Source organism: Pseudomonas sp. PI1, assembly GCF_000812405.1.
Taxonomy (GTDB): Bacteria; Pseudomonadota; Gammaproteobacteria; order Pseudomonadales; family Pseudomonadaceae; genus Pseudomonas; species Pseudomonas citronellolis.
Window position 1 is genome coordinate 1 of record NZ_JWMC01000067.1, and the last position, 22,869, is coordinate 22,869.

19 protein-coding genes are annotated in these 22,869 nt (G+C 66.6%); 6 read left to right on the forward strand and 13 right to left on the reverse strand.

The window, feature by feature from the left end; genetic code table 11:
* Positions 1 to 226: 226 nt before the first annotated feature.
* Entirely contained in the window at positions 227 to 886 is a 660-nt protein-coding gene (locus RN02_RS21510) for a DsbA family oxidoreductase (RefSeq protein ID WP_043316663.1), read from the reverse strand.
* A 445-nt stretch (positions 887 to 1,331) separates the two neighbouring features.
* Entirely contained in the window at positions 1,332 to 2,219 is an 888-nt protein-coding gene (locus RN02_RS21515; protein ID WP_043316665.1) for a LysR family transcriptional regulator, read from the reverse strand.
* Between the two features lie 135 nt (positions 2,220 to 2,354).
* On the opposite strand from RN02_RS21515, the gene RN02_RS21520 reads away from it, so the two are divergent.
* Positions 2,355 to 3,515 carry a M20 metallopeptidase family protein gene (locus RN02_RS21520; RefSeq protein WP_043272916.1) on the forward strand — a complete coding sequence of 387 codons (1,161 nt, stop codon included), beginning with the start codon at positions 2,355 to 2,357 and terminating at the stop codon, positions 3,513 to 3,515.
* Positions 3,516 to 3,645: 130 nt separating this feature from the next.
* Positions 3,646 to 5,136, forward strand: a complete 1,491-nt coding sequence (locus tag RN02_RS21525; protein ID WP_043316668.1) for an AbgT family transporter — start codon at positions 3,646 to 3,648, stop codon at positions 5,134 to 5,136.
* Between the two features lie 36 nt (positions 5,137 to 5,172).
* Here RN02_RS21525 and RN02_RS21530 read toward each other — a convergent pair whose 3' ends face one another.
* The 3 genes from RN02_RS21530 to RN02_RS21540 form a co-directional block, all read right to left on the reverse strand.
* Complete coding sequence (locus RN02_RS21530; RefSeq protein WP_043316670.1) at positions 5,173 to 7,581, reverse strand: TonB-dependent receptor; 2,409 nt, start codon at positions 7,579 to 7,581, stop codon at positions 5,173 to 5,175.
* A gap of 160 nt (positions 7,582 to 7,741) precedes the next feature.
* Entirely contained in the window at positions 7,742 to 8,716 is a 975-nt protein-coding gene (locus RN02_RS21535; protein WP_043316672.1) for a FecR domain-containing protein, read from the reverse strand.
* Positions 8,716 to 9,219: a sigma-70 family RNA polymerase sigma factor gene (locus RN02_RS21540; protein WP_043316674.1), complete on the reverse strand. Its 504-nt coding sequence runs from the start codon at positions 9,217 to 9,219 to the stop codon at positions 8,716 to 8,718. The genes RN02_RS21535 and RN02_RS21540 overlap by 1 nt, the downstream gene beginning before the upstream one ends.
* Positions 9,220 to 9,470: 251 nt before the next feature.
* On the opposite strand from RN02_RS21540, the gene fusA reads away from it, so the two are divergent.
* Positions 9,471 to 11,579: an elongation factor G gene (gene fusA, locus RN02_RS21545; RefSeq protein ID WP_043316676.1), complete on the forward strand. Its 2,109-nt coding sequence runs from the start codon at positions 9,471 to 9,473 to the stop codon at positions 11,577 to 11,579.
* Positions 11,580 to 11,983: 404 nt separating this feature from the next.
* Here fusA and RN02_RS21550 read toward each other — a convergent pair whose 3' ends face one another.
* Together RN02_RS21550 and RN02_RS21555 are read right to left on the reverse strand one after the other, a co-directional pair.
* Positions 11,984 to 12,772, reverse strand: a complete 789-nt coding sequence (locus RN02_RS21550; protein WP_043316677.1) for a carbon-nitrogen hydrolase family protein — start codon at positions 12,770 to 12,772, stop codon at positions 11,984 to 11,986.
* Between the two features lie 16 nt (positions 12,773 to 12,788).
* The gene (locus RN02_RS21555) at positions 12,789 to 14,471 is read right to left on the reverse strand and encodes a flavin monoamine oxidase family protein (protein ID WP_043316679.1); all 1,683 of its coding nucleotides are present in this window, start codon (positions 14,469 to 14,471) and stop codon (positions 12,789 to 12,791) included.
* Between the two features lie 265 nt (positions 14,472 to 14,736).
* Between RN02_RS21555 and RN02_RS21560 the strand changes: the two genes are divergently transcribed.
* The 3 genes from RN02_RS21560 to RN02_RS21570 all read left to right on the forward strand — a co-directional run bounded on the left by RN02_RS21560 (position 14,737) and on the right by RN02_RS21570 (position 17,304).
* Positions 14,737 to 15,165 carry an Lrp/AsnC family transcriptional regulator gene (locus tag RN02_RS21560; protein WP_043316681.1) on the forward strand — a complete coding sequence of 143 codons (429 nt, stop codon included), beginning with the start codon at positions 14,737 to 14,739 and terminating at the stop codon, positions 15,163 to 15,165.
* A 108-nt stretch (positions 15,166 to 15,273) separates the two neighbouring features.
* The gene (locus tag RN02_RS21565; RefSeq protein ID WP_009621797.1) at positions 15,274 to 15,708 is read left to right on the forward strand and encodes a carboxymuconolactone decarboxylase family protein; all 435 of its coding nucleotides are present in this window, start codon (positions 15,274 to 15,276) and stop codon (positions 15,706 to 15,708) included.
* A 258-nt stretch (positions 15,709 to 15,966) separates the two neighbouring features.
* On the forward strand, positions 15,967 to 17,304 hold the full coding sequence (locus tag RN02_RS21570) for a sigma-54 dependent transcriptional regulator (RefSeq protein ID WP_009621799.1): 1,338 nt from the start codon (positions 15,967 to 15,969) through the stop codon (positions 17,302 to 17,304).
* A gap of 54 nt (positions 17,305 to 17,358) precedes the next feature.
* On the opposite strand, the gene RN02_RS21575 is transcribed toward RN02_RS21570, so the two are convergent.
* The 6 genes from RN02_RS21575 to RN02_RS21600 all read right to left on the reverse strand — a co-directional run bounded on the left by RN02_RS21575 (position 17,359) and on the right by RN02_RS21600 (position 22,312).
* Positions 17,359 to 18,618, reverse strand: coding sequence for a hypothetical protein (locus RN02_RS21575; protein ID WP_043316683.1), 1,260 nt, complete (start codon positions 18,616 to 18,618; stop codon positions 17,359 to 17,361).
* Positions 18,619 to 18,673: 55 nt separating this feature from the next.
* Positions 18,674 to 19,408 carry a hypothetical protein gene (locus RN02_RS21580; RefSeq protein WP_009621804.1) on the reverse strand — a complete coding sequence of 245 codons (735 nt, stop codon included), beginning with the start codon at positions 19,406 to 19,408 and terminating at the stop codon, positions 18,674 to 18,676.
* A gap of 43 nt (positions 19,409 to 19,451) precedes the next feature.
* Positions 19,452 to 20,132: a C39 family peptidase gene (locus RN02_RS21585; RefSeq protein WP_009621806.1), complete on the reverse strand. Its 681-nt coding sequence runs from the start codon at positions 20,130 to 20,132 to the stop codon at positions 19,452 to 19,454.
* 75 nt (positions 20,133 to 20,207) lie between these two features.
* A complete protein-coding gene (locus RN02_RS21590; protein WP_043316685.1) occupies positions 20,208 to 21,236 on the reverse strand; it encodes a hypothetical protein in 1,029 nt (342 codons plus the stop codon).
* A gap of 52 nt (positions 21,237 to 21,288) precedes the next feature.
* On the reverse strand, positions 21,289 to 21,864 hold the full coding sequence (locus RN02_RS21595) for a hypothetical protein (RefSeq protein ID WP_043316687.1): 576 nt from the start codon (positions 21,862 to 21,864) through the stop codon (positions 21,289 to 21,291).
* A 1-nt stretch (position 21,865) separates the two neighbouring features.
* The gene (locus RN02_RS21600) at positions 21,866 to 22,312 is read right to left on the reverse strand and encodes a hypothetical protein (protein WP_043272901.1); all 447 of its coding nucleotides are present in this window, start codon (positions 22,310 to 22,312) and stop codon (positions 21,866 to 21,868) included.
* Positions 22,313 to 22,869 lie beyond the last annotated feature (557 nt).

The window sequence follows — 22,869 nt, forward strand, 5'->3', positions numbered from 1 at the left end:
TGGCCCGCAAACTCGCCAGAATCGCCTTTGCCCTGATGCAGACACAGACGACCTACCAACCCCGGGGATAAGCCGTCATTGACATAGAATCTCCTACGTAGCAGGCGAGCATTGCTTCTCGTAGGAGCGAGCTTGCTCGCGAACCGCATGGCACCGGGTTTGTTCGCGAGCAAGAACTAGGCGTCCCCCTCGCTCCTACGAAGAGCACCGTGGCGCGGCTGGGAAGCTACGGCACCGGCTCGGATTTCTCGGCCACCTGGCGCAGGGCCTTTTCGTAGTAGTCGGCCGATTGCGCGCCGGAGATCAGCTGGCGGCCGTTGATGATCACCGCCGGCACGGCGCGGATGCCGTGGCTGGTGAAGAATTCCTCTTCCTCGATCACTTCGCTGGCATAGGCGTCGCTGTCGAGGATCTCGCGGGTGCGCACCGGGTCCAGGCCGACGCTGGTGGCCAGGTCCAGCAGTTCCTCGCTGTCGCTGATGTTGCGCCCTTCGCCGAAGTAGGCGTGCAGCAGCGCCTGCTTCAGCGCCAGGTCGCGGCCCTGTTCGGCGGCCCAGTGCAGCAGGCGGTGGGCGTCGAAGGTGTTGTAGATGCGCTGGCGCTTGTGCAGGTCGAAGTGGAAGCCGACTTCCTCGCCGAAGTCGCGGATGCGCTTGTGGTTGCTGGCGATGTCTTCGGCGCTGCTGCCGTACTTGCGCTGCAGGTGCTCGACCAGGTCCTCGCCTTCGGCGGGCATGTCGGCATTGAGTTCGAAGGGCTTGATCCGCAGCTCGACGTCGATCTCGCCGTCGACGCGCTGGATGGCTTCGAGCAATCCGCAAAGGCCGATGGCGCACCAGGGGCAGACCACGTCTGAGACGAAATCGAGGGTGATGGCTTCGCGCATACGGGCGATCTCCGCCTTGGGGTTTCGGTGTTCAAGCATGGACCTTTTTGCCCCGGGTGATCCAGTGCCGGTGGGGCGTGGCGTAGCTGCTTCTTCCTGATGACTTTAGGTTTTATTTTTATCTATTTGATATATAAGGAATATTTCTATTCTAGAAATGACTTTAACTCAGGCGCGCTTCCAACTGCCCGGGTACAGGCTACAGGCCTTGCCCTGCCTGGACTCCGGCGCGATGGCGGGATGCGGAGGAAGTGACTGGGCATGAGGTTGTTTCTCTATATCAATCATAAGCTATTGATATTCAATAATTTATCATGCGAATGCGCAGGCTATTCCTGCCGGAAATTATATGTTCGACATTAGAAGTGACATGCAACCTACTGAAAATAAATGAATTATTTTCGAGGTTTGCTAGCTGTCCCGCCCACGCCCCGGCAACCCGCCCTCACTCGATCGCCCGATCGAGGAAACCCAGGAATTCGACGATGGCGGCAGGCAGATGGCGCCCCTGCAGGGTGACGATCTGCAGCACGCTGGCCTGCATGGTGTCGTCCGCCACCGGCACCGCGACCACGCCTTCGGGCAGGTTGCCGCCCCGGCTGCCCAGGGAACTGATGAACATCAGCGTCCCGGCCGCCAGGGCGAAGGCCTTCAGGCTTGCCATGGAGTTGGTGGTGAATACCGGCTCCATGGACAGCCCCTGGGTGGCCAGCGCGGTGTCGACCAGCTGGCGCTGCGTGCGCTGCTGGTCCGGCAGGGCCATGGGCTCGGACGCCAGGTCGGCCAGGGTGACCTGTTCCCGCGTGGCCAGCGGATGGTCGCGCGGCACCAGCACGTGCATCGGCCGGCGCACGATGCGTTCCACCTTCACCCCGGCCGGCGCGGAATAGCTGTAGGTGATGCCGATGTCGGCGCTGCCGTCGCCGACGCGCGCGCAGATGTCCGCCGAGTTGCCCACCCAGACGTGGAAGCGCACGCCCGGGTAGGTGCGGCGGTAGTCCGCGAGTATCCGCGGCAGCCAGTCGATGGCGAAGCCCTCGTAGGCCGCCAGGCGCACCAGGCCACGCTGCGGGCCCTGCAGTTCGCGCACGTCCGCCAGGGCCCTTTCGGTGTCCAGGGCGATGCGCCGGGCGCGCTGCGCCAGCAGTTCGCCGGCCGGGCTGAGCAGCATGCCGCGCGGCCGCCGTTCGAACAGCTCGACGCCCAGCTCCTGCTCCAGGCGGGCGATCTGCCGGCTGATCGCGGAGCCGGAGACGTGCAATCGGGCCGAGGCCTCGGTGATGGAGCCGCTGCGGGCCACTTCCAGGAAGTAACGCAGGGCTAGATGCTGCATGGCGGTTGTGCTTTGCATAAAAGGCAAGGGTGGCTGCGAATTAATGAAATTGTGGCATCGCGCGCGGACTGCTAACAATCCTCGCCGACAGACCGGGCAGAACAACAACAACGAAACCCCTCTGGGAGATCATCGATGTCCGTATTCACCGGCGAGGCGATTGCCGAGGCCACCGCCATCCGCCAGCAACTGCACAGCCACCCCGAACTCAAGTACGAAGAGCACGCCACCGCCGACCTCGTCGCCGCCTTCCTGCGCCGCCATGGCTACGAAGTGCGCACCGGCGTGGCCGGGACCGGCGTCGTCGCGCTGCTCGACACCGGCCGCCCCGGCCCCACCATCGGCCTGCGCGCCGACATGGATGCCTTGCCGATCCTGGAGGACACCGAGCTGCCCTATGCCTCGCGCACGCCAGGCAAGATGCACGCCTGCGGCCACGACGGGCACACCGCCTCGCTGCTGCTGGCAGCCGGCCGGCTCGCCCGGCATCACGACCATCTTCGCGGGCGCATCAAGCTGCTGTTCCAGCCCGCGGAGGAAGGCGGCCTGGGCGCCGAACGGATGATCGAGGAGGGCGCGCTGGAGGGCGTCGAGGCCATCTTCGGCTACCACAACCGCCCGGGCTATCCGCTGGGCCGGGTGTTCGCCAAGGCCGGGCCGAGCATGGGCGGCAGCTCGCTGTATGAGGTCACCATCAGCGGCAAGGGCGGCCATGCCTCGCGCCCGGACCTGGCCATCGACCCGATCTTCGTCGGCGCGGCGGTGGTCCAGGCGCTGCAGGGCGTGGTCGGCCGCCGCCTGTCGCCGCTGGAGTCCGGGGTGGTGACGGTCACGCAGTTCCATGGCGGCAACAGCCAGAACGTCATCCCCGGCCAGGCGACGCTGATGATCAACACCCGCGACGGCTCGCCGCAAGCCGCCGCGGTGATCGACGAGACGCTGCGCCGCGTCGTCGCCCAGGTCTGCCAGGCCCATGGCGCCAGCGCCGAGCTGGTGCGGACGATGCGCATCCCGGCGCTGGTCAACGACGCCGACGAAACCGCGTTCGTGGTGGAAACCGCCATCGACGCCCTCGGCGCGGACAAGGCGGGCTACATGCACCAGCTTCCGACCATGGGGGCGGAAGATTTCGCTTTCTACCTGGAGAAAGTGCCGGGTTGCTATTTCTTCGTCGGCAACGGCGAGGACGGCGCCTACCTTCACCATCCGCACTACGACTATCGCGACGAAATCCTGCCCGTCGCGGCGGGGATGTTCGTCGCCATCGCCGAGCGGCGCCTCGGGACCAATCCCTGAGCGAAGGTACTCACGGGCCCGCGCCGCGCCGCCATCCTGCGGCGGCGCCGAGGCGGGCCATCCGGCAACCCGTGCAGGCCAGCTTCGCCGCGCCCCCGAGCGGCCGGCGGCTGGCAAAGGAAAATTCACCATGCAGCGTTTCTTCAACGCCATCGAGCGGGCGGGCAACAAGCTCCCGCACCCGGTCGTCCTGTTCGCCTGGCTGTGCCTGGGCGTCGCGCTCCTGTCCTGGGCGCTGGCGGCGTCCGGGGTGTCCGGCGTCCATCCCAAGACCGGCGACCTGGTCACGGTCAGGAGCCTGGTTTCCGGCGAGGGCCTGGTCTTCGCACTGACCTCGGTGGTCAGGAACTTCGTCAGCTTCCCGCCGCTGGGCGCGGTGCTGGTCATCCTGCTGGCCATCGGCGTGGCCGACAAGACCGGGCTGGTCGGGGCGCTGATGCAGGTGAGCGTGATGAAGGCACCGCGCTACCTGACCACCTTCGTCATCTTCCTCGTCGGCATGTGCAGCCACGTGGCCGCCGACGCCGCCTTCGTGATCCTCATCCCGCTGTCGGCGATGATCTTCCAGGCCACCGGGCGCAACCCCCTGGTCGGCGCGGTGACCGGCTTCGTCGCGGTGGGGGCGGGCTACGATGCCAGCCTGCTGATCACCCCGACCGACGTGATCCTCTCCGGGATCACCACCAGCGCCGCGCAGACCATCGACCCCGCGGCCTACGTCTCGCCCATCGACAACTACTATTTCGTCGCCTGTTCCGCCGTGCTGCTGTCGGTGATCGGCGCCTTCATCATCGAGCGCATCGTCGAGCCCCTGGCCGGCCCGTACCGCGGCAGCGTGGTGGTCGACATCCAGCCGATCAGCGCGCGGGAGCTCAAGGGGCTGAAGCGCGCCGGCTGGGCTGCGCTGGTGCTGGCCGCCCTGGTCCTCGCCGCGGTGCTGCCGGCCGGCTCGCCGCTGCGCAACGCCGAGGGCGGGCTGGTGCCTTCGCCGTTCCTCACCAGTGCGGTGGCCGTCTTCGCCATCTTCTTCCTGGTCCTGGGCTGGGTCTACGGCCGCAGCGTGGGGAAGATCGGCGACGCCCGCGATGCCATCGGCTTCATGGCCGAGGCGATCAAGGAGCTGGCGCCGACCCTGGTGCTGTTCTTCGCCATCTCGCAGTTCCTCGCCTGGTTCAAGTGGACGCACCTGGGCGAATGGATCGCCGTCGGCGGCTCGCACCTGCTCGACAGCAGCGGCTTCGGCGGCATCCCGCTGGTGCTGGCGTTCCTGGGCCTGGTGACGCTGATGAACCTGTTCATCACCTCGGGTTCGGCGCAGTGGTCGCTGATGGCCCCGATCTTCGTGCCGATGCTGATGCTGGTGGGTTTCGAGCCGGCCTTCGTGCAGGCGGCGTACCGCATCGCCGACTCCTCGACCAACATAGTCACGCCCATGAGCCCCTACTTCAGCCTGTGCCTGGCCTTCCTGCAGCGCTACCAGAAGGACGCCGGGATTGGCACCCTGGCGTCGATGACCATTCCGGTGGCCCTGGGCTTCCTGCTGTGCTGGACGCTGTTCCTCATCCTCTGGATGGAGCTGGGGTTGCCGATAGCCCCCGGTGTGGGCCTGTACCTCGACTGAGCGAGGGCCGGGCGAACGCGCGCCCGGCCCGCGGCCTCAGAAGTCGACGGTGGCGGACACCCGCAGGGTGCGCGGCTCGCCCTGGGTCAGGTAGCCGCCGATGGTGGAGGCCCAGTAGTCCTCGTTGGCGACGTTCTCCAGGTTGGCGCGCAGGGTCACCTCGCGCTGCTCGACCTTGAAGCGGTAGCGGGCGCCCAGGTCGACGCGGGTCCAGGCCGGGATGCTCAGGTTGTTGGCCTGGTCCAGGTACTGGCCGCCGGTGCGCAGCAGGCGGCCGTTGAGCGCCAGGCCGTCGAGGCCGGGCACGTCCCAGTCGGCGCCGAGGTTGTACTGGAAGCGCGGCACGCCGATGGCGCGGTTGCCGTCGTTGGCGCCGCCGGCGGTGTTGCGCAGCTCGGTGTCGATCCAGGTGGCGCCGGCCAGCAGGCGCAGGCCTTGCAGCGGTTCGCCGAACAGGTTCAGCTCGACGCCGCGGTTGCGTTGTTCGCCATCGACGCTGAAGACCTTGGTGTCCGGGTCGGTAACGCTGGTGGGCTGTTCGATGCGGTAGAACGCCAGGTTGCCGCCGTAGCTGCCGAAGTCCAGCTTGGCGCCCACTTCGATCTGCTTGGAGCGCTGCGGGGCGAACACCTCGCCGACGTTGACCGCGGTGGAGGGCGCGGTGGGGCCGGCGGCCAGGCCTTCGATGCGGTTGGCGTACAGCGACAGGTAGTCGGTGGGCTTGACCACGATGCCGTACACCGGCGTGGTGATGGACTCGCGGTAGTCGGCGTTGCGCACGCCGGCGTAGTTCCAGCCGTCGGTGCCGATGCTCTGGCGGCGCACGCCGAGGGTCAGCAGCACGCGGTCGTCGAGAAAGCCCAGGGTGTCGGAGGCGGCGGCGCTGCGGTTGCGCGTCTTGCCGACGATGCCGGGGTCGTTGTAATCGCCGCCGGAGTAGGTGGTGGCCGGCTTGGCAACCTGCACGGGGCGGTACAGGTTGGCCGGGTACTTGCTCAGGGCCATGCGGTAGGCGCTGCGCTGCTCGGCCCAGATGCCGGCCAGGCCGAGGTTCAACTGGTGGCTCACCGCTCCGGTGTGGAAGCGGCCGTTGAGACCGGCCATGGCGCTCTTGTTGTCCTCGTCGTGGGTGGCGTCCATGGTGCCGCCGCCGGCGGTTCCGGCGTTGTCGCTCAGGGTCAGCGAGGAGTAGCTGCCGTTCTCGCGGGTGTGCTTGGCACCGCCGGAGAGGTAGACCGTCCAGTTGTCGTTCAGGTCGTACTCGCCGCGGAACATGCCGTAAGTGTCTTCCAGCTGCGAGTAGCTCCAGGCCTGGCCGTAGTTGCTGTCGGCGTCGGGCGCGTGGGGGATGCTGGTGACGCCGCTGCCGACGTAGACCACCGGGCGGCCCTGGTTGATGCGCTGCTTCTGGTAGCCGAAGTCGCTGCTCAGGCGCAGGCGTTCGCCGCGGTAGTCGAGGTTGACGCTGGCCAGCTTGTAGCGCTGGGCGTTGTCGTCGATGGCGCTGTCGCCTTCGCGCTGGGCCAGGTTGAGCCGCGCGCCGAAGCGGTTGTCTTCGCCGAAGCGCTGGCCCAGGTCGAGGTGTTCGCCGACCTGGCTGTCGCTGCCGTAGTCCAGGGCGAAGCTGCGCGTGGGGACGTCCTCGGCGTGCTTGGTCTGCAGGTTCACCGCGCCGCCGATGCCGCTGCCGCTGGGCGTCACGCCGTTGATGAAGGCGTTGGAGCCCTTGAACAGCTCGACGCGCTCCAGCGACTCGGTGCCGATGATCTGCCGCGGCGTCACGCCGTACAGGCCGTTGAGCGAGACGTCGTCGGTGCTCAGCGGCAGGCCGCGGATGACGAAGATCTGCGAGAAGTTGCCGTAGCCGTTGCCCTGGCGCACCGCGGCGTCGTTGAGCAGCACGTCGCCGACGGTCTGCGCTTGCTGGTCCTTGATGGCCTGCGCGGTGTAGCTGGAGAAGGCGAAGGGCACGTCCTGCATGTCCTGGTTGCCCAACATGCCCAGCCGGGCGCCGCGGGCCACCTGGCCGCCGGCATAGGCCGGCGGCAGTTCGCCGGGGGCCTGGGCCACGGCGCTGACGGTGGTGGCGCCCATCTCCAGGGCCTCGCCGTCCTGGGCGATGGCTTCGACGCCGTAGCCGCTGGGCTTGCGCACCAGGCGGTAGCCGCTGCCTTCCAGCAGGCGCATCAGGCCGTCCTCGGCGTCGTAGCTGCCTTTCAGGCCGTCGCTGTGGCGGGCGTTCAGCGTGGCGGCCTCGAAGGCCAGGGGCACGCCGGCCTGGGCGGCGAAGCGGGCCAGCACCTCGCCCAGCGGGCCGGGGGCGATGTCGTACTGGCGCTGCACGCTGGCGGTTTCCGCGGCCAGGGCGGGCAGGGCGGCGCCCTGTAGGGCGAGGCCGATGGCCAGGGCGAGAGTGTGGGGCTTCAGGCGGAGGCGGGTGGTCATGCGGTGGTCCTGTCGGCGCGAAGAGTGAATGGGGTGTTTCCTCCTTCACCGGACGAGCAGGAAAAAGGTGTCATGGCGGATGAAAAATTTTTCCGGGGTCGTTGGGGCGGCGTAGTGATGGGTATCGCTGCGCTCAACCGCATCCTACGAGCGGAGGGGTTTAGGCGGGCTCCAGGGTCACCCAGTAGCGCGTCAGGCTGTTGACCTTCAGCGGCAGCATGTCGGCCAGCAGGCGCAGGCCTGCGTCGTCGTTGCCCAGGGGAATGGCGCCGCTGACGCGCAGCCCGGCCAGTTGGGGCGCGCAGCGCAGCACGCCGTTGCGGTAGCGGCCCAGTTCGGCCAGCAGGGCGTCCAGGCGCATGCCCTGGGCCAGCAGCATGCCGTTCTCCCAACTGCTGGCATTGGCGTCCGCCGGCTGCACGGCCTGCAGGGCGCTGGCGCTGAACAGCAGTTGCTGGCCGGCCTCGACCTGGCGGCGCGCGGCGGTGGCGAAGGGCTCCACGGCGACGCTGCCTTCCAGCACGGCCACCCGGCACGTCTCGCCCAGGTCGCGCACGGCGAAGCGCGCGCCGGCGGTGCGCAGCAGGCCCTGGCGGCTTTCCACCAGGAACGGCCGCGGCTCGGGCGCCGGGTCGGCGTGGGTGGCGACGAGGATTTCGCCGTCGAGCAGGCGCAGGCGGCGTTCCCGCGGGCTGAAGCGGATGTCCACGGCGCTGCCGGTGTTGAGCGTCAGCAGGCTGCCGTCGGGCAGTTGCACGCGCTTGCGCTCGCCGGTGGCGGTGCGCTGGTCGGCGCTCCATTCGGCCCAAGGCAACTGGCGCGCGCCCAGCCAGGCCGCGGGCGCCACCGCCAGCAGCAGGCCCAGGCGGTTGAGCATCTGCCGCCGGCTCAGACCGCGCTCACCCAGGCGTTGCAGGCTCTGTCGGCCCATGCCCGGCGGCAACTGGTGCAGGCCGCCGAGCAGGCTTTCGGCGCGGCGCCAGGCTTCGGCGTGCTGCGCGCTGCGCCCGCGCCATTGCTCGATGGATTGCTCGATGGCCTGCAGGTCGGCGGCGCTGGCCGGGCGTTCGCCCAGGCGCACCAGCCAGTCGGCGGCTTCGCCGAGGATGCGCGGGTCCAGCGTCTGCTCGTGCATCAGGCCAGGCTCAGGCAGGCGATGAAGGCCGCGCGCATGTAGCGCTTGACGGTCGCCAGGGACAGGCCCAGGCGCTCGGCGATGGCCGGGTAGGTGAGGCCGTCCAGCTGCGCGAGCAGGAAGGCTTCGCGGGTGAGTGCGGGCAGTTCGCCCAGCGCCGCATCGATGCGCTCCAGGGTTTCCAGGATCAGTTCGCGGGCTTCCGGGCCGGGGGCCAGTTCCTCGGGCAGCGCGGCGAGGGCTTCGAGGTAGGCGCGTTCCAGCTCCTGGCGGCGCCAGCGGTCCACCAGCAGGCCCTTGGCGATGTGGGTGAGCAGGGCGCGCGGGCGTTCGCCGACGTCGCTCAGCGGCCGGCGCAGCAGGCGCAGGAAGGTGTCCTGGGCCAGGTCGGCGGCATCCCAGGCGTTGCCCAGGCGGCCGCGCAGCCATTGCTGCAGCCAGCCGTGGTGGCGTTCGTAGAGGGTGTGCAGGTGCTGGTCGGCGGAGGGTTCGGCGAATGCCACGGTGTCGTGCGCCAGATGATCATTTGCGAATGACTCTCATTTTATGTCGGTTCCGCCGCGCGGCGCAATGCCGCGATGCCGCAGCCGGTCGGCGCATGTGCCGGGCGCCGTCATCGGCACTGGAATTGCCGCGCAGACGCGCTACCTTGAGCCTGTCCCGAATGCATAATTCGAGGGTTTGCCTTCTTCGGCGGACGGCTTCGCCGTTCGCGGTCGAAACCTCATGTCATCCAGCAGAAACGGAGCACATCATGGCTCGCACCACGCCCATCGAGCTTTATCGCAACATCGGCATAGTCGCGCACGTGGACGCCGGCAAGACCACCACCACCGAGCGCATCCTGTTCTACACCGGGGTCAACCACAAGATGGGCGAGGTGCACGACGGGGCGGCGACCATGGACTGGATGGTGCAGGAGCAGGAGCGCGGCATCACCATCACCTCGGCGGCCACCACCGCCTTCTGGCAGGGCTCGACCAAGCAGTACCCGCACAAGTACCGCTTCAACATCATCGACACCCCCGGCCACGTCGACTTCACCATCGAGGTGGAGCGCTCGCTGCGCGTGCTCGACGGCGCCGTGGTGGTGTTCAGCGGCGCCGACGGCGTCGAGCCGCAGTCCGAGACGGTGTGGCGCCAGGCCAACAAGTACCACGTGCCGCGCCTGGCCTACGTGAACAAGATGGACCGCCAGGGCGCCGACTTCCTGCGCGTGGTCGAGCAGATCAAGCGGCGCCTGGGCCACAACCCGGTGCCGATCCAGCTGGCCATAGGCGCGGAGGAGAACTTCAACGGGCAGATCGACCTGGTGAAGATGAAGGCCATCTACTGGAACGACGACGACCAGGGCACCAGCTACCGCGAGGAACCGATCCCCGCCGAGCTGCAGGCGCTGGCCGAGGAGTGGCGCGCGCACATGATCGAGGCCGCCGCCGAGGCCAACGACGAGCTGATGAACAAGTACCTCGAGGGCCAGGAGCTGAGCCTGGAGGAAATCAAGGCCGGCCTGCGCCAGCGCACCCTGGCCAACGAGATCGTCCCGGCGGTGCTGGGTTCCTCGTTCAAGAACAAGGGCGTGCCGCTGGTGCTGGACGCGGTGATCGACTACCTGCCGGCGCCCTCGGAAATCCCGGCGATCAAGGGCACCCACCCGGACGACGAGGAGAAGCACGACGAGCGCCACGCCGACGACAATGAGCCGTTCTCCTCGCTGGCCTTCAAGATCGCCACCGACCCCTTCGTCGGCACCCTGACCTTCACCCGCGTGTACTCCGGCGTGCTGAGCAGCGGCGACGCGGTGCTCAACTCGGTGAAGGGCAAGAAGGAGCGCGTCGGGCGGATGGTGCAGATGCACGCCAACCAGCGCGAAGAGATCAAGGAAGTGCGCGCCGGCGACATCGCCGCGCTGATCGGCATGAAGGACGTCACCACCGGCGACACCCTGTGCGCCATCGACAAGCCGATCATCCTCGAACGCATGGACTTCCCCGACCCGGTGATCTCGGTGGCGGTGGAGCCGAAGACCAAGGCCGACCAGGAGAAGATGGGCATCGCCCTGTCCAAGCTGGCCCAGGAGGACCCCTCGTTCCGCGTGAAGACCGACGAGGAGACCGGGCAGACCATCATCTCCGGCATGGGCGAGCTGCACCTGGACATCATCGTCGACCGCATGCGCCGCGAGTTCAACGTCGAGGCCAACATCGGCAAGCCGCAGGTGGCCTACCGCGAGGCGATCCGCAAGAAGTGCGAGATCGAGGGCAAGTTCGTCCGCCAGTCCGGCGGGCGCGGCCAGTTCGGCCATTGCTGGATCCGCTTCGAGCCGGGCGACGAGGGCAAGGACGGCCTGGAGTTCCACAATGAGGTGGTCGGCGGGGTGATCCCGCGGGAGTTCATCCCGGCGATCCAGAAGGGCATCGAGGAGCAGATGCAGAACGGCGTGCTCGCCGGCTACCCGCTGATCGGCCTGAAGGCCACGGTGTACGACGGCTCGTACCACGACGTCGACTCCAGCGAGATGGCCTTCAAGATCGCCGCCTCCATGGCCACCAAGCAGCTCTCGCAGAAGGGCGGCGCGGTGCTGCTGGAGCCGGTGATGAAGGTCGAGGTGGTGACCCCCGAGGACTACATGGGCGACGTGATGGGCGACCTGAACCGCCGCCGCGGCCTGATCCAGGGTATGGAAGACACCCCGGCGGGCAAGGTGATCCGCGCCGAGGTGCCGCTGGGCGAGATGTTCGGCTACGCCACCGACGTGCGCTCGATGTCCCAGGGGCGCGCCAGCTACTCGATGGAGTTCACCAAGTACGCCGAGGCGCCGGCGAATATCGCCGATGCCATCGTGAAGAAGAACAACGGGTGAGGTTTGCGGGGTGAAGAACGGCGCCCGAGGGCGCCGTTTTTCATTGGGGCGGGATGCGATGCCTCATGGTGACTGCGGTTCGCGAGCAAGCTTGCTCCTACGAGAAGCCGTGCCCCCAGGGGACTGTAGGAGCAGGCCCTGCCTGCGATTCGCGCGCAGGGCGCGCTCCTACAGGGCGTGGTGTGGGTGGGGCGGCGTAGGAGCGGATCTTATCCGCGATCCGCGCCGGAACGTCCGGCTATCGCGGACAAGGTCCTAGGTTCCAGGAAGCACGGCTTTTCGTAGGATGGTGTTGAGCGAAGCGATACCCATCGCCGCGACCGCATGGGTTTCGCAAGCTCAACCCATCCTACGAAGAGCACCTCGGCGCAAGACAGTTGCTCCTGTACCTTGCAGCCGCTCCATCAGGACCGATACAGCATCGGCCTGCGCAGCCGCAGGTAGCTGTAGCCCTCGCGGACCATGGCGATGCGTTCCGGCTCAAGGTCGGCGATCAGCAGTTCCCCGGCCTGTTTCGCCCGGGCCATCACCTGGCCGTCCGGGGCCACCACGCAGCTCAGGCCGCAGTATTCCAGCTCGCCTTCGCTGCCCTGGAAGTTGGCGTAGGCGAGGAACACCTGGTTCTCGTAGGCGCGGGTGGGCACCAGCACCTGGCAGACGAACTCGTAGGGGTGCATGTTGGCCGTCGGCACCAGCACCAGGTCGGCGCCGGCCAGGGCCAGGGTGCGCACGGCCTCGGGGAACTCGACGTCGAAGCAGATCAGCAGGCCGAGCTTCCAGCCGTCCAGCTCGACGATCGCCGGCGGCTCGTCCGAGGGGCTGAACTGGTCGCGGTCGAGGTCGCCGTACAGGTGCGTCTTGCGGTAGTTGGCGCGGCGTTCGCCGCGGCGGTCGATCAGCTGCACGCTGTTGAACGGCGCGCCGGCCGGGTTGCTTTCCGGGTAGCCGTAGAGGATGCCGACGTCGAACTCCCGGGCGATCCCCGCCACCGTCTCGGCGATGGCGCCGTCGGCGGCTTCGGCCAGGGCGGCGACGCGTTCGGCGCCGATGTTGTAGCCGCTGGCGTACATTTCCGGGCAGACCAGCAGGTCCGCGCTCTGGGCGGCCGCGCGTTGCGCGGCCTCGCGCAGCCGGCGCAGGTTGCCGGCGAGGTCGTCGGGCCCCGGGGGGCACTGGTAGAGGGCGAGGCGCATGGCGCTTCCTCCTTGGTCAGTCGGGCAGGGCCACGGGGCCCAGTTCGGCATAGCGGTCGCCGGGGCCGGGGTTGTCCGGGTGGGTGGTGCCGCCGAAGTGGTGCAGGATGCCCCACACGGCGTTCAGCGAGGTCTGTACCGCGCCTTCGACCCAGGCCGGGGTCCAGGATACATCGTCGCCGGCGATGAAGATGCCGCGCTGCTCGGCGGGCAGGTCATCCTGCATGAAGTGCGAGTACATGCGGTGGTTGTAGCGGTAGTGGCCGGGCAGGGCGCCCTTGAAGGCGCCGAGGAAGTGCGGGTCGGCCTCCCAGGACACGGTGATGGGGTTGCCGATCACGTGGCTGGCGATGTCCACCTTCGGGTAGACCTTCTTCAAGGCATCCAGCGCAAGCTGCACGCGCTTCTCCACCGGGTGCGGCAGCATCTTCATGGCGTCGCTCATCCAGGAGTAGGACAGGCAGATCACCCCCGGCTTGTCGTCGCCGTTGTCGAACAGGTAGGTGCCGCGGGTCAGGCGGTCGGTGAGGGTCATGCTCATGACGTCGCGGCCGGTCTGCGGGTCCTTGTCCTTCCAGAACGGCCGGTCGACCATGACGAAGGTCTTCGACGACTGCATGTAGCGGGTGCGGTCTAGGGCCATCCACATCTTCTGCGAGAACAGCGCTTCCTCGCATTCGATCTGGGTGGTCAGCAGCCAGCTCTGGCAGGTGGTCAGCACCGCGGCGTATTCGCGGGTGTCGCCCCAGTAGTCGGTGACCGCCAGGTTGCCGCTGGCGGCGCGGGCGATCTTCTTCACCCCCGGGCGCGGCGCGCCGTTGTGCAGCTTCGCCAGGGAAGTGCCGGCCGGCCAGTGCGCGCAGCGCTCCGGCACGTGGTTCCAGATGCCGCGCGGCACCTGCTCGACGCCGCCGACCACCAGGTGCTGGTGGTCGTCGCAGTTGGTCATCACCACGCGGAAGATTTCCAGCATGGAGTTAGGGAAGTCCGAGTCCCAGCCGCCGGTGCCGAAGCCGACCTGGCCGAAGATTTCGCGGTGGTGGAAGGACAGGCGCGAGAAGGCCTTGGAGGTGGCGACGAAGTCATAGAAGGTGCGGTCGTCCCACAGCGGCACCAGTTCGTCCCACAGCGCCTTGAGCTTGACGGTGTCGCGTTCGCGGATGGCGTCCTGGATCTCGGAGAAGCGTGCGCCGTCCTCCAGGGCGTCGGCCCAGGCCTGGGCGACCTCGCGGAAGATCTGCGGCAGGTCGTCGATCTTCTCCGCGTAGTGGCTGGTGCCTTCCAGGTCCACCACGGTGCTGCCGGAGGCCGGCGTCAGCGGGTTGGGGAAGGGCCTGGTCTCAAGGCCCAGCTTGTCCACGTAATGGTAGAAGGCCGTGCTGGAGACCGGGAAGCGCATGCCGCCGAGTTCTGCGATGACGCCCTCGGCGCCTTCAAAGGGCTCCGAGCGCAGCCGGCCGCCCAGCTTCGAGGCCTCGTAGACCACTGGCTTCAGGCCCAGCTTCATCAGTTCGTAGGCCGCCACCAGCCCGGCGATGCCCGCACCGACGATGGCCACTTCCTGGCCATGGTTATGCGCCGGGATGCTGCCCAGGCCCGCCGGGTGCTCCAGCCAGTCGTCGAAGGCGAAGGGGAAGTCCGGGCCGAAGATGGTCACCGGTTGCTTGCCGGGGGTATGGGGGTGGCGGTTGTTGTGCATTTATCTCTCCCAAGGATTCTGGCGTGCCTGGCCCTTGTTCCAGCATTGCCCAGGCAGGTGTCTCTTGCACCGCCGCACGCGCTCCGCAGCCGGCCTTCCGATGGATGGCGCGAACGCGGAGAGGGCAAGCCTGGCCAGGCTTGTCGGCCGGCCCTGGCGGGCCGGCGCTGGTGCACATGGTGGCAAAGCCGGTCGTTGAAATGAATCCGCCAATCTGCAAAATGACGGAGCTATTCCAGGCAATTCAACCAATGGATTCGACAAAATGACGAGAAACGCCGATGCGGCCCTGCTCAGCCTCCTGCGCGCCAATGCCCGCGAGTCGGTTTCCGAGCTGGCGCGCAAGCTCGGGGTGTCGCGCTCCACGGTGCAAAGCCGGATCGAGCGCCTGGAGCAGCAGGGCATCATCAGCGGCTACTCGATCAAGGTCGCCGACAGCTACGCGCAGTCGCTGGTGCGCGCCCATGTGCTGGTGACGGCGCTGCCCAAGTTGTCGCATCAGGTGGTGCAGGCGCTGGAGAAGATCCCCGAGGTGAAGACGCTGCACTCGGTGAGCGGCCAGTTCGACATGATCGCCATCGTCGAGGCCCTGTCGATCCGCGACCTGGATGCCTTGCTCGACCGCATCGGCGCGCTGGACGGGGTGGAGCGCACCATGTCGTCGATCATTCTCTCCACCCGCATCGACCGCTAGGGCCGCAATGGACTCCCGCTATTGCCCGGCATTGGCTATTCGGCGGCTCCGCAACGGCGGCTAAGGTAGCTGCATTCCCGCAACCGGCGGGCCCCACTGGAGAGAGACATGAGTGCACGTATCGAATGGGCCGGGCAGTCCCCCAGCGCCTACAAGGCCATGCTTGGGCTGGAGCAGGCGCTGGCGAAGTCCGGCCTGGACCATGGCCTGCTGGAGCTGATCCGCCTGCGCGCCTCGCAGATCAACGGCTGCGCCTACTGCGTGAACATGCACGCCGACGACGCGCGCAAGGCCGGCGAGAGCGAGGCGCGCCTGCAGACCCTAAGCGTCTGGCGCGAGACCAACTTCTTCAGCGCCCGCGAGCGCGCCGTGCTGGCCTGGGTGGAAAGCCTCACCCTGCTGGCCGAGAAGCACGCCCCGCAGGCGCAGTTCGACGCCCTGCGCGAACACTTCAACGACACCGAGATCGTCGACCTGACCCTGGCCATCGCCACCATCAACGCCTGGAACCGCTTCGGCGTCGGCATGGCCATGGTGCCCTGAGCGGCCGGCTGCGGGCCCTCGTCACCCGGAAAAGACGATTTTCCGACGCGAGGTGAGTGGAAAGGGCATGAAGGAGGGCTTTCCCAGAGGCTTTCGGCATAAGTCAATAGGCCGGAACGGGCTGCTGAGATCGTTTTGGCATCGGCCTTATAGGAAAACGGTCAATGGACGCGTCAAGATATTGCTAGCTTTACAACTTGGAGCGCCAAGTTTCTGTTTTATAAAGTTTTTCAAAAAAATGGCGCCAAGGAAGGGAGCATGCTCGAAGTAGCGTCGAAACGGCGTCGCCTGCTGGTGGTCGATCCCTGCGATGACTGCCAGCGATTATTGCCCGGGCTCCGGGCAGCAGGGTGGGAGGTAGACAGTTGCGGGCTCGACGTGGCGAGCGAACGCAACTGCGACGTCGGCCTGCTGCGTCTGCATCCGCAACACCTGGAGCGCCCGGAGTCGGTGAAGGACCTCATCACCCGCAGCGGCACCGAGTGGATCGCGGTGCTCAGCCCGGACGCGTTGCCCATCCAGGAGGTGGGCGATTTCGTCTGCGAATGGTTCTTCGATTTCCATACCCTGCCGTTCGACGTGGCGCGGGTGCAGGTCACCCTCGGCCGCGCCTTCGGCATGGCGCGCCTGCGCGGGCGCGGCGGCACCTACCACAGCCTGGAGCACCAGCACGAGCTGCTCGGCGAGAGCCGCTCGATGCAGGAGCTGCGCCGCCTGCTGGCGAAGTTCGCGCCCACCGAGTCGCCGGTGCTGATCCGCGGCGAGAGCGGCACCGGCAAGGAGCTGGTGGCGCGTACCCTGCACCGCCAGTCGCGGCGGGCCAACCGGCCGTTCATCGCGATCAACTGCGGGGCGATTCCCGAGCACCTGATCCAGTCCGAGCTGTTCGGCCACGAGAAGGGCGCCTTCACCGGCGCGCACCAGCGCAAGATCGGCCGCTTCGAGCAGGCCAACGGCGGCACCCTGTTCCTCGACGAGATCGGCGACCTGCCGCTGGAGCTGCAGGCCAACCTGCTGCGGGTGCTGCAGGAGAAGCAGATCGAGCGCGTCGGCGGCAGCCAGCCCATCGCCGTGGACGTGCGGGTGCTGGCGGCCACCCACCTGGACCTGGAGAACGCCATCCGCACCGGCAGCTTCCGCGAGGACTTGTACTACCGCCTGAACGTGCTGCAGGTGTCGACCCTGCCGCTGCGCGAGCGCAATGGCGACCTGGCGCTGCTGGCCAACCACTTCGCCCACCTCTACAGCGTCGAGACCGGCCGCCGCCCGCGGCGCTTCAGCGACGACGCCCTGGCGGCGATGGCCGAGCACGCCTGGCCGGGCAACGTGCGCGAGCTGGCCAACCGCGTGCGCCGTGGCCTGGTGCTGGCCGAAGGCAGGCAGATCGAGGCCCGCGACCTGGGCCTGGAGCGCCAGCGCGGCGGCTCCGGCAAGGTGCCGCTGGTGACCCTGGAGGAGTACAAGCTGGGCGCCGAGCGCCAGGCCATGTGCGACGCCCTGGCCCGCCACGGCGACAACCTGAGCCTGGCGGCGCGCATGCTGGGCATCTCGCGGCCGACCTTCTACCGCCTGCTGCACAAGCACCAGCTGCGCTGAGCAGGGTGCAGCAACGACAACGGCCCCGAAAGGGGCCGTTGTCGTATGCGGGGTTCAGAAGTAGTAGGGGAATTTGACGCTGAAGCTGAAGTCCGGGGCATCGGGGCTGATGCCGATGGACAGGTTCGGCACTATGGTCAGGTTGTTGCTCCAGGCGTAGGTCAGGCCCCAGTTGAAGTAGGCCGCGTTGGCGTCGCTGTCGGTGATCGACTGCCAGTCGCCGCCGTCGGGCTTGAGCTTGCTCTTCTGCGAGATCAGGTCGGAGAAGGAGAACGACATGCTGGTCCTTTCGTTCAGCGCGAAGGCCACGCCGGCGCCGACCTGGAACCAGTCGCCCAGGTCCACCTTGCCGCCGAGCTTGGTGCCCTGCTGCGGGCTGATGTCGCTGAAGTCGCGCTCGAAGTTGTGGGTGTAGCTCAGGCTGGCGAAGAGCACCGCCGGGTCGACGGTCTTGACCAGCGAGATGCCCGGGGTGACGGACCAGACGCCGTTGCCGGTGGGCAGGTCGTCGGGCACGTTGAGGCTGTCGTTGTCCGGCGCGCGGACCAGCTTGATGCCGTAGGGGTCCTTGCCGGTGGGGGCTTTCACCCGCAGGCTGAACACCGCGTCCGGACGCGATTCGGTCTCGTCCATGAACTTGTAGGCGATGCCGAGGTTGACGTCGCCCAGGGTCGGGTCGCGGTCGACCTTCTCGTCGGTGGACTGCGCGGTGGAGTTGCCGGCGCCGGCCGAGGAGTAGGTGCTCTCGCGGTAGACCACGGGCACGTTGATGTCGAACTGCCAACGGTTGTTCCAGTTGTAGCGGCCGGTCAGGTCCAGGGTCCAGTTGTCGGCCTTGATGTTGTCCACGCCGATGTTGCCCAGGAAGATGGTGTCCAGCGCCAGGAAGCCGTTGAGGATCAGCTGCTTGGTGTCGTAGTGGGTGTAGGTCAGGCCCGTCTCGAAGCTGAAGGCGCCGTTGCCGAAGAAGCCGCTGGCCTCGTCGTAGAGGTTCTCCACGCTCTTGGGCGGGTTGTTGCTGTCGTCCTTGAGCGATTCGCCGTAGGAGCTTCCGGTGCCCGGCGGCGTCGGCTTGTTGGTGGCAGTGACCAGGCGCTTGGGCTGCGCCGGGGTCGCCGCCGGCTGTTCCTCTACCTGGCGAACCCGCTGCTCGAGCACCATGAGCGCTTTCTGTTGCGACTCGTAGCGTTGCTTGAGCTCGATGAGTTCCTGTTTCAGAGCCTCCACCTCGGCCTCCGTCGCAGCATGGACGAAGGCCGAGGGGAGCAAAGCGGATACACAGATTGCAGTGCGAAGCGTGAGCGATCGGTGCATGGCGCGCTATCCCTATCTTTATCGTTTGGGCACTACTTCCGCCACTGAGCGTAGATCACATTCCCATGGATCGCAGGCCCTTGAGCTGGTCGAGATTGCAATCCAGCGCTCCGACGGAAGGTGCGTTGTTACGCAGGACCACGTTCAGTTGGGTGAGGTTGTTGACCAGGTTGCTGCTACCCAGCAGGTTGGTGGCCTGCACCAGGCCGCCGGCCCCCAGTTGCTGGAGGCTCGAGCCTTGGCCGTTGGCGTTGATCGCCAACTGGATGTTCCCGTTGCCGGGGGACACGGTGACGGTGCCGGCGCCGTTGCTGGCGCTGACCGGGCCGTTCAGGGGCGTGCCCTGGTTGCTTGCGGCGGGCGCCTGGTCGGCTTCGCTCACGTTGATGCCGACATTGTTGTAGGCGGTGTTGTAGTCACCCGCCGAGCGTGCGCTCTGGGTGACGCCCTGGGTCTGGTTGAGCCCCGCGCCACCGACGATGCTGCCGGTCGCGGCCGAGGGTGTGCCGCCGTTGCCGGTTTCCTTGGTGGTGGTGACGTAGAACTGCGGTTTGATGGTGGATTCCTGGATCTGCATGCTCACCTTGGCGCCGATGTTGTCGCCGACGGCGTTTTTCCAGGTACTGCTCATGACGATGCCGAAGCTGATGATGCGCCCGGGCATGACGTAGCGGCCGCGCAATTGGGCCAGCTCCTGGTCGTGCAGCTCGATCGGCCGGAATATCTCGGAGGCCTGGATCGGCAGGCTGGCCACCAGGCAGGCGGTGGCGAGCAGCGGAATGGTTCTCATCGTTCGCTCCCCGAGAGGATCCCACCTCTCGTTATCGTTTGGCTCACAGGAAGTCGCTCTGGATGAATCCGAAATCCATGAGCTCCGCGTCCTTGACGGGGCGGAAGGTATCGAGGCGGTTCTTCGCGGTCAGCGGTTCCGGCGGGCTCATCAGGGCGTTGGCCCTGTCATAGCCGGGGCCGATGATGGCGAAGATGATGCCGTTCCAGCCCTTGAGAAAATCTTCTTCCGTGTAGCGCTTGTGGCCGAGCACGGGGTCGCCCACGTAGACATGGCCGTTGTGCGTGCGCTGCAGCACGACGAAATGCTTGTAGCCGCGCACGTCCAGCAGCACGATCACTGGAATGGTCAGCTTCTCCAGGGAGGAGACCGGGATGCGGTAGCCGCGGGCCCGCATGCCGATGCTTTCCAGGTAGGTCTTCATGTCCAGCATGGAGAAGCCCTGGGTACGCACCAGTTGGGGGTCGGCCTTGACCAGCATGCCGCGGATGACGAACTCCTCGTCGACGTCGAGGTTGTAGCCGGTGCGCAGGATGGTGGCCAGTGCGGCGGCGCCGCAGCTGAAGTCGGTCTTCTGCTCCACCAGGTTGCTGAAGCGACGTTCGCGGATGCTCTCCACGTGCTTATAGGCCAGCGTGCCCCCGGGCAGTATGGCGAAGGGCAGCTGCGCGGCCTGGAGCAGGCCGGAGCAGAGTGCGAGGAGCAGGAAAGCGAGCGTGCGCATGATCGTGACGCCTATGCCAGCGCTGAGAAAGGGGAGGCTCCGTTGCCGGAGCCTCCAGGTACAGCACGATGTCGCTTAGAAGCCAGTGACTGCGCCAGTGCTTACGCAAGCCTGGCAACCGGCGGCGATGGACAGCGAGTTGCTCTGTTGGTTGCCGACGCCGGCAGCAACGTTCACACCTACGTTACCCGACACGCCGTTGAGCGAGCTGTTGATGGAAGCGTTGTTCACGACCGGGTCCTTCCAGCCGGTGGGAACCAGGACCTGATAGGTAGCCTGGCCACGCAGATCGATGGTGCCCGACTCGCTGAAGTACAGCGGATCCTTGTCCACCTTGTCGTGGTCCTTGCCTTTGTTGTCATAGCCGCCGTGATGACCACCTTTTTCCGGGTCATCCAGCACTACGCCCGAGCCATGGCCCTGATAGGTGCCATGAGCGTAGAAGCTGGACTTGAGGGTCTTGGTGTCGAAGGTGGCGATGCCCAGGTTGGCTACGTTGTTGCCGCTGGAGGTCTGGCTGGCGCCGCTGTTGGCACCGGCCAGGCGCCCACCGGAAACGGCGGCGGCCATGTCGTTTTTCTGTTGGTTGTAGTTGCCGGCGGCGATGTTGATGCCGACGTTGCCCGAGGCGCCGTTGGCCGAGTTGTTCAGAGCGGCGTTGTTGGCGGTGGAGAAGTTCCAGGCAGTGTTGTTGGTGTTGGTCTGGGTCACCGAAGTGGACGCGTAGGCGGAGCCGAAGATGAAGTGTTCATCCGCGGTGGCCAGCGCGGCGGCATTGGCCTGCTGGTTCATGTCGCCAGCGGCGACGTTGGCCCCGACGTTGCCCGAAGCGCCACCCAGGGAGTTGCTGACACCTGCGGTGTTCTTGGTCCCCTGGTTGATGACGTTGTTGTCGTAGCTGTTCTGGCTATCGGTAACGGTAGCGCTGGCGCCGGCCTGAATCCGCGGATCCTTGTACGGATCGTACTGCTGTTGGCCGTGATGGTTGTCGTGGTCATGGCCGTGGCGACGGTCACGATCATGGTCATTGCCTGCGTAAACACTTACAGCCATGACTGCCGTAACAGCGAAAACCAGAGGCTTGAGGGCCATTGTAGGTTTCATGGTGTATCTCCTTGCATTTAGTGTGCTTAGTGTTTCTGGTTGTTGGCGTGGGTCAATCTGCGACCCGGATGCTCAAGGTATTGGCAATGCGATTGCCGATACCGGCACTCTGGCTCACCTGGACCACCCCCCGGCTGCCGGCGAATGCCTGGTCGCTGGTGACGACCTGCCGACTGCCCATGGTGGAACCGGCTGGGCCGGAGTTCTGGGACAACGTGATGTTCTGCTGCGACAGCACGTTGTCGTCGACGCTCTGAGGCACCGCGGTGACGCTGATGCTCATGGCGTTGACCTGTTGGTTGGCGGTACCGGCGGCCTGGTTCACGCCCAGGGCGCCGCTGCCGTTGGAGAATGAGTTGCCGGTGATCGAGGCCTTGGCGGCCTGGCTCGGGTCGGCGGTGGTGATGACGCTCTGCTGGAACCGGGTGCTGGCGCCGCCGCTGGTGCCGATGGCGATGGCGCGGCCGTTGGCCTGTTGCTGTTCGTCGCCGGCGGCCTGGTTGACGCTGGCCACGCCGTTGTAGCCGCGCCCGGCGTTGTCGATGCTGGCGTTGTTCACCAACTGCGGGTCGGCGGCGAAGGCGCTGGAGCAGCAGAGCAGGGCGAGGAGGGGCAGGCGTGCTTTCATGTCAGCGATCTCCCGTCAGCATGCGCAGCGGCGACAGGCCTTGCTGCACGGTGCGATTGACCGAGTTGGAGATGCCGGCGCCACTGCCGCCGCCGCCACCCAGGCTGCCGGACTGCAGCGTCTGGTTGACGCCGTTGTCCATGCCCACCAGGTTGCCGCCCGGGAGAATCCGCTGGGACAGGCTCGAACCGCTGGTGACGCGGGCGAACTCGGCGTCATCCAGTTCGGCGTTGCCGACCTGGCGGTTGATCTGGGCGGAGATGTTCGGATTGACGGTGATCGGATTCGGATCGGGCACCATGGTCGGGCGGGTGGCGACCCGTGGCTGTACGGTGCGCTGGATGACGATGGTGCCGTCACCCGCTTGAACCGTCGGCGGCAACGCAGCAGCGGTCATGCAGGCGAGGGAGGCGAGCAGTCCGACGATCCTTGAGTCGATGTTCCCCATGATGGCGATCCCTTCTGGTGCGCTGTGCCCTAAACAGCAGTACCGGGATGGAGCAGAAGCCGTGCCGCTTTTGCTTATCGCTTGAAATTCATGGGCTTACGAATTACTGACAGAAACCTCTGAGAGAAACCTGTTTCGCCGTTGAGACAGAAGGGCGGGTGGCCATCCCCACCAAAAGTGGGGCAAGCCCTCTGGAATGGGGCTTTGCGTACAGGCGTATCAGCGTTGAAACAGTTTTTCGTGATGCCATCGTTGTTTGCGTCATTCCTGAGGCTGAGCACTCTCGGGCTGTTTCAGGGCTGATACATGATGGCCACTCAGAGGGGCTTTTGGTACGAATGTGCACTTTTCATTTCAAGGGTTTAGCGACGGGAATGCGAGTGTTAAGGGAATGATCGCGAGCGCTGCCTGTCTCATTCCACCGCCTGTTCGCGGCCAGGGCCGAAGGATGGATTGCGCTGATGCGAGAAATTTTCGTTACACGCTGACCCGCGGCAGCGCAATGCAGTAGCATGCCCAGCCTTTCGTCGGGCCCACCAGCGGGGCCGGATGGCTGC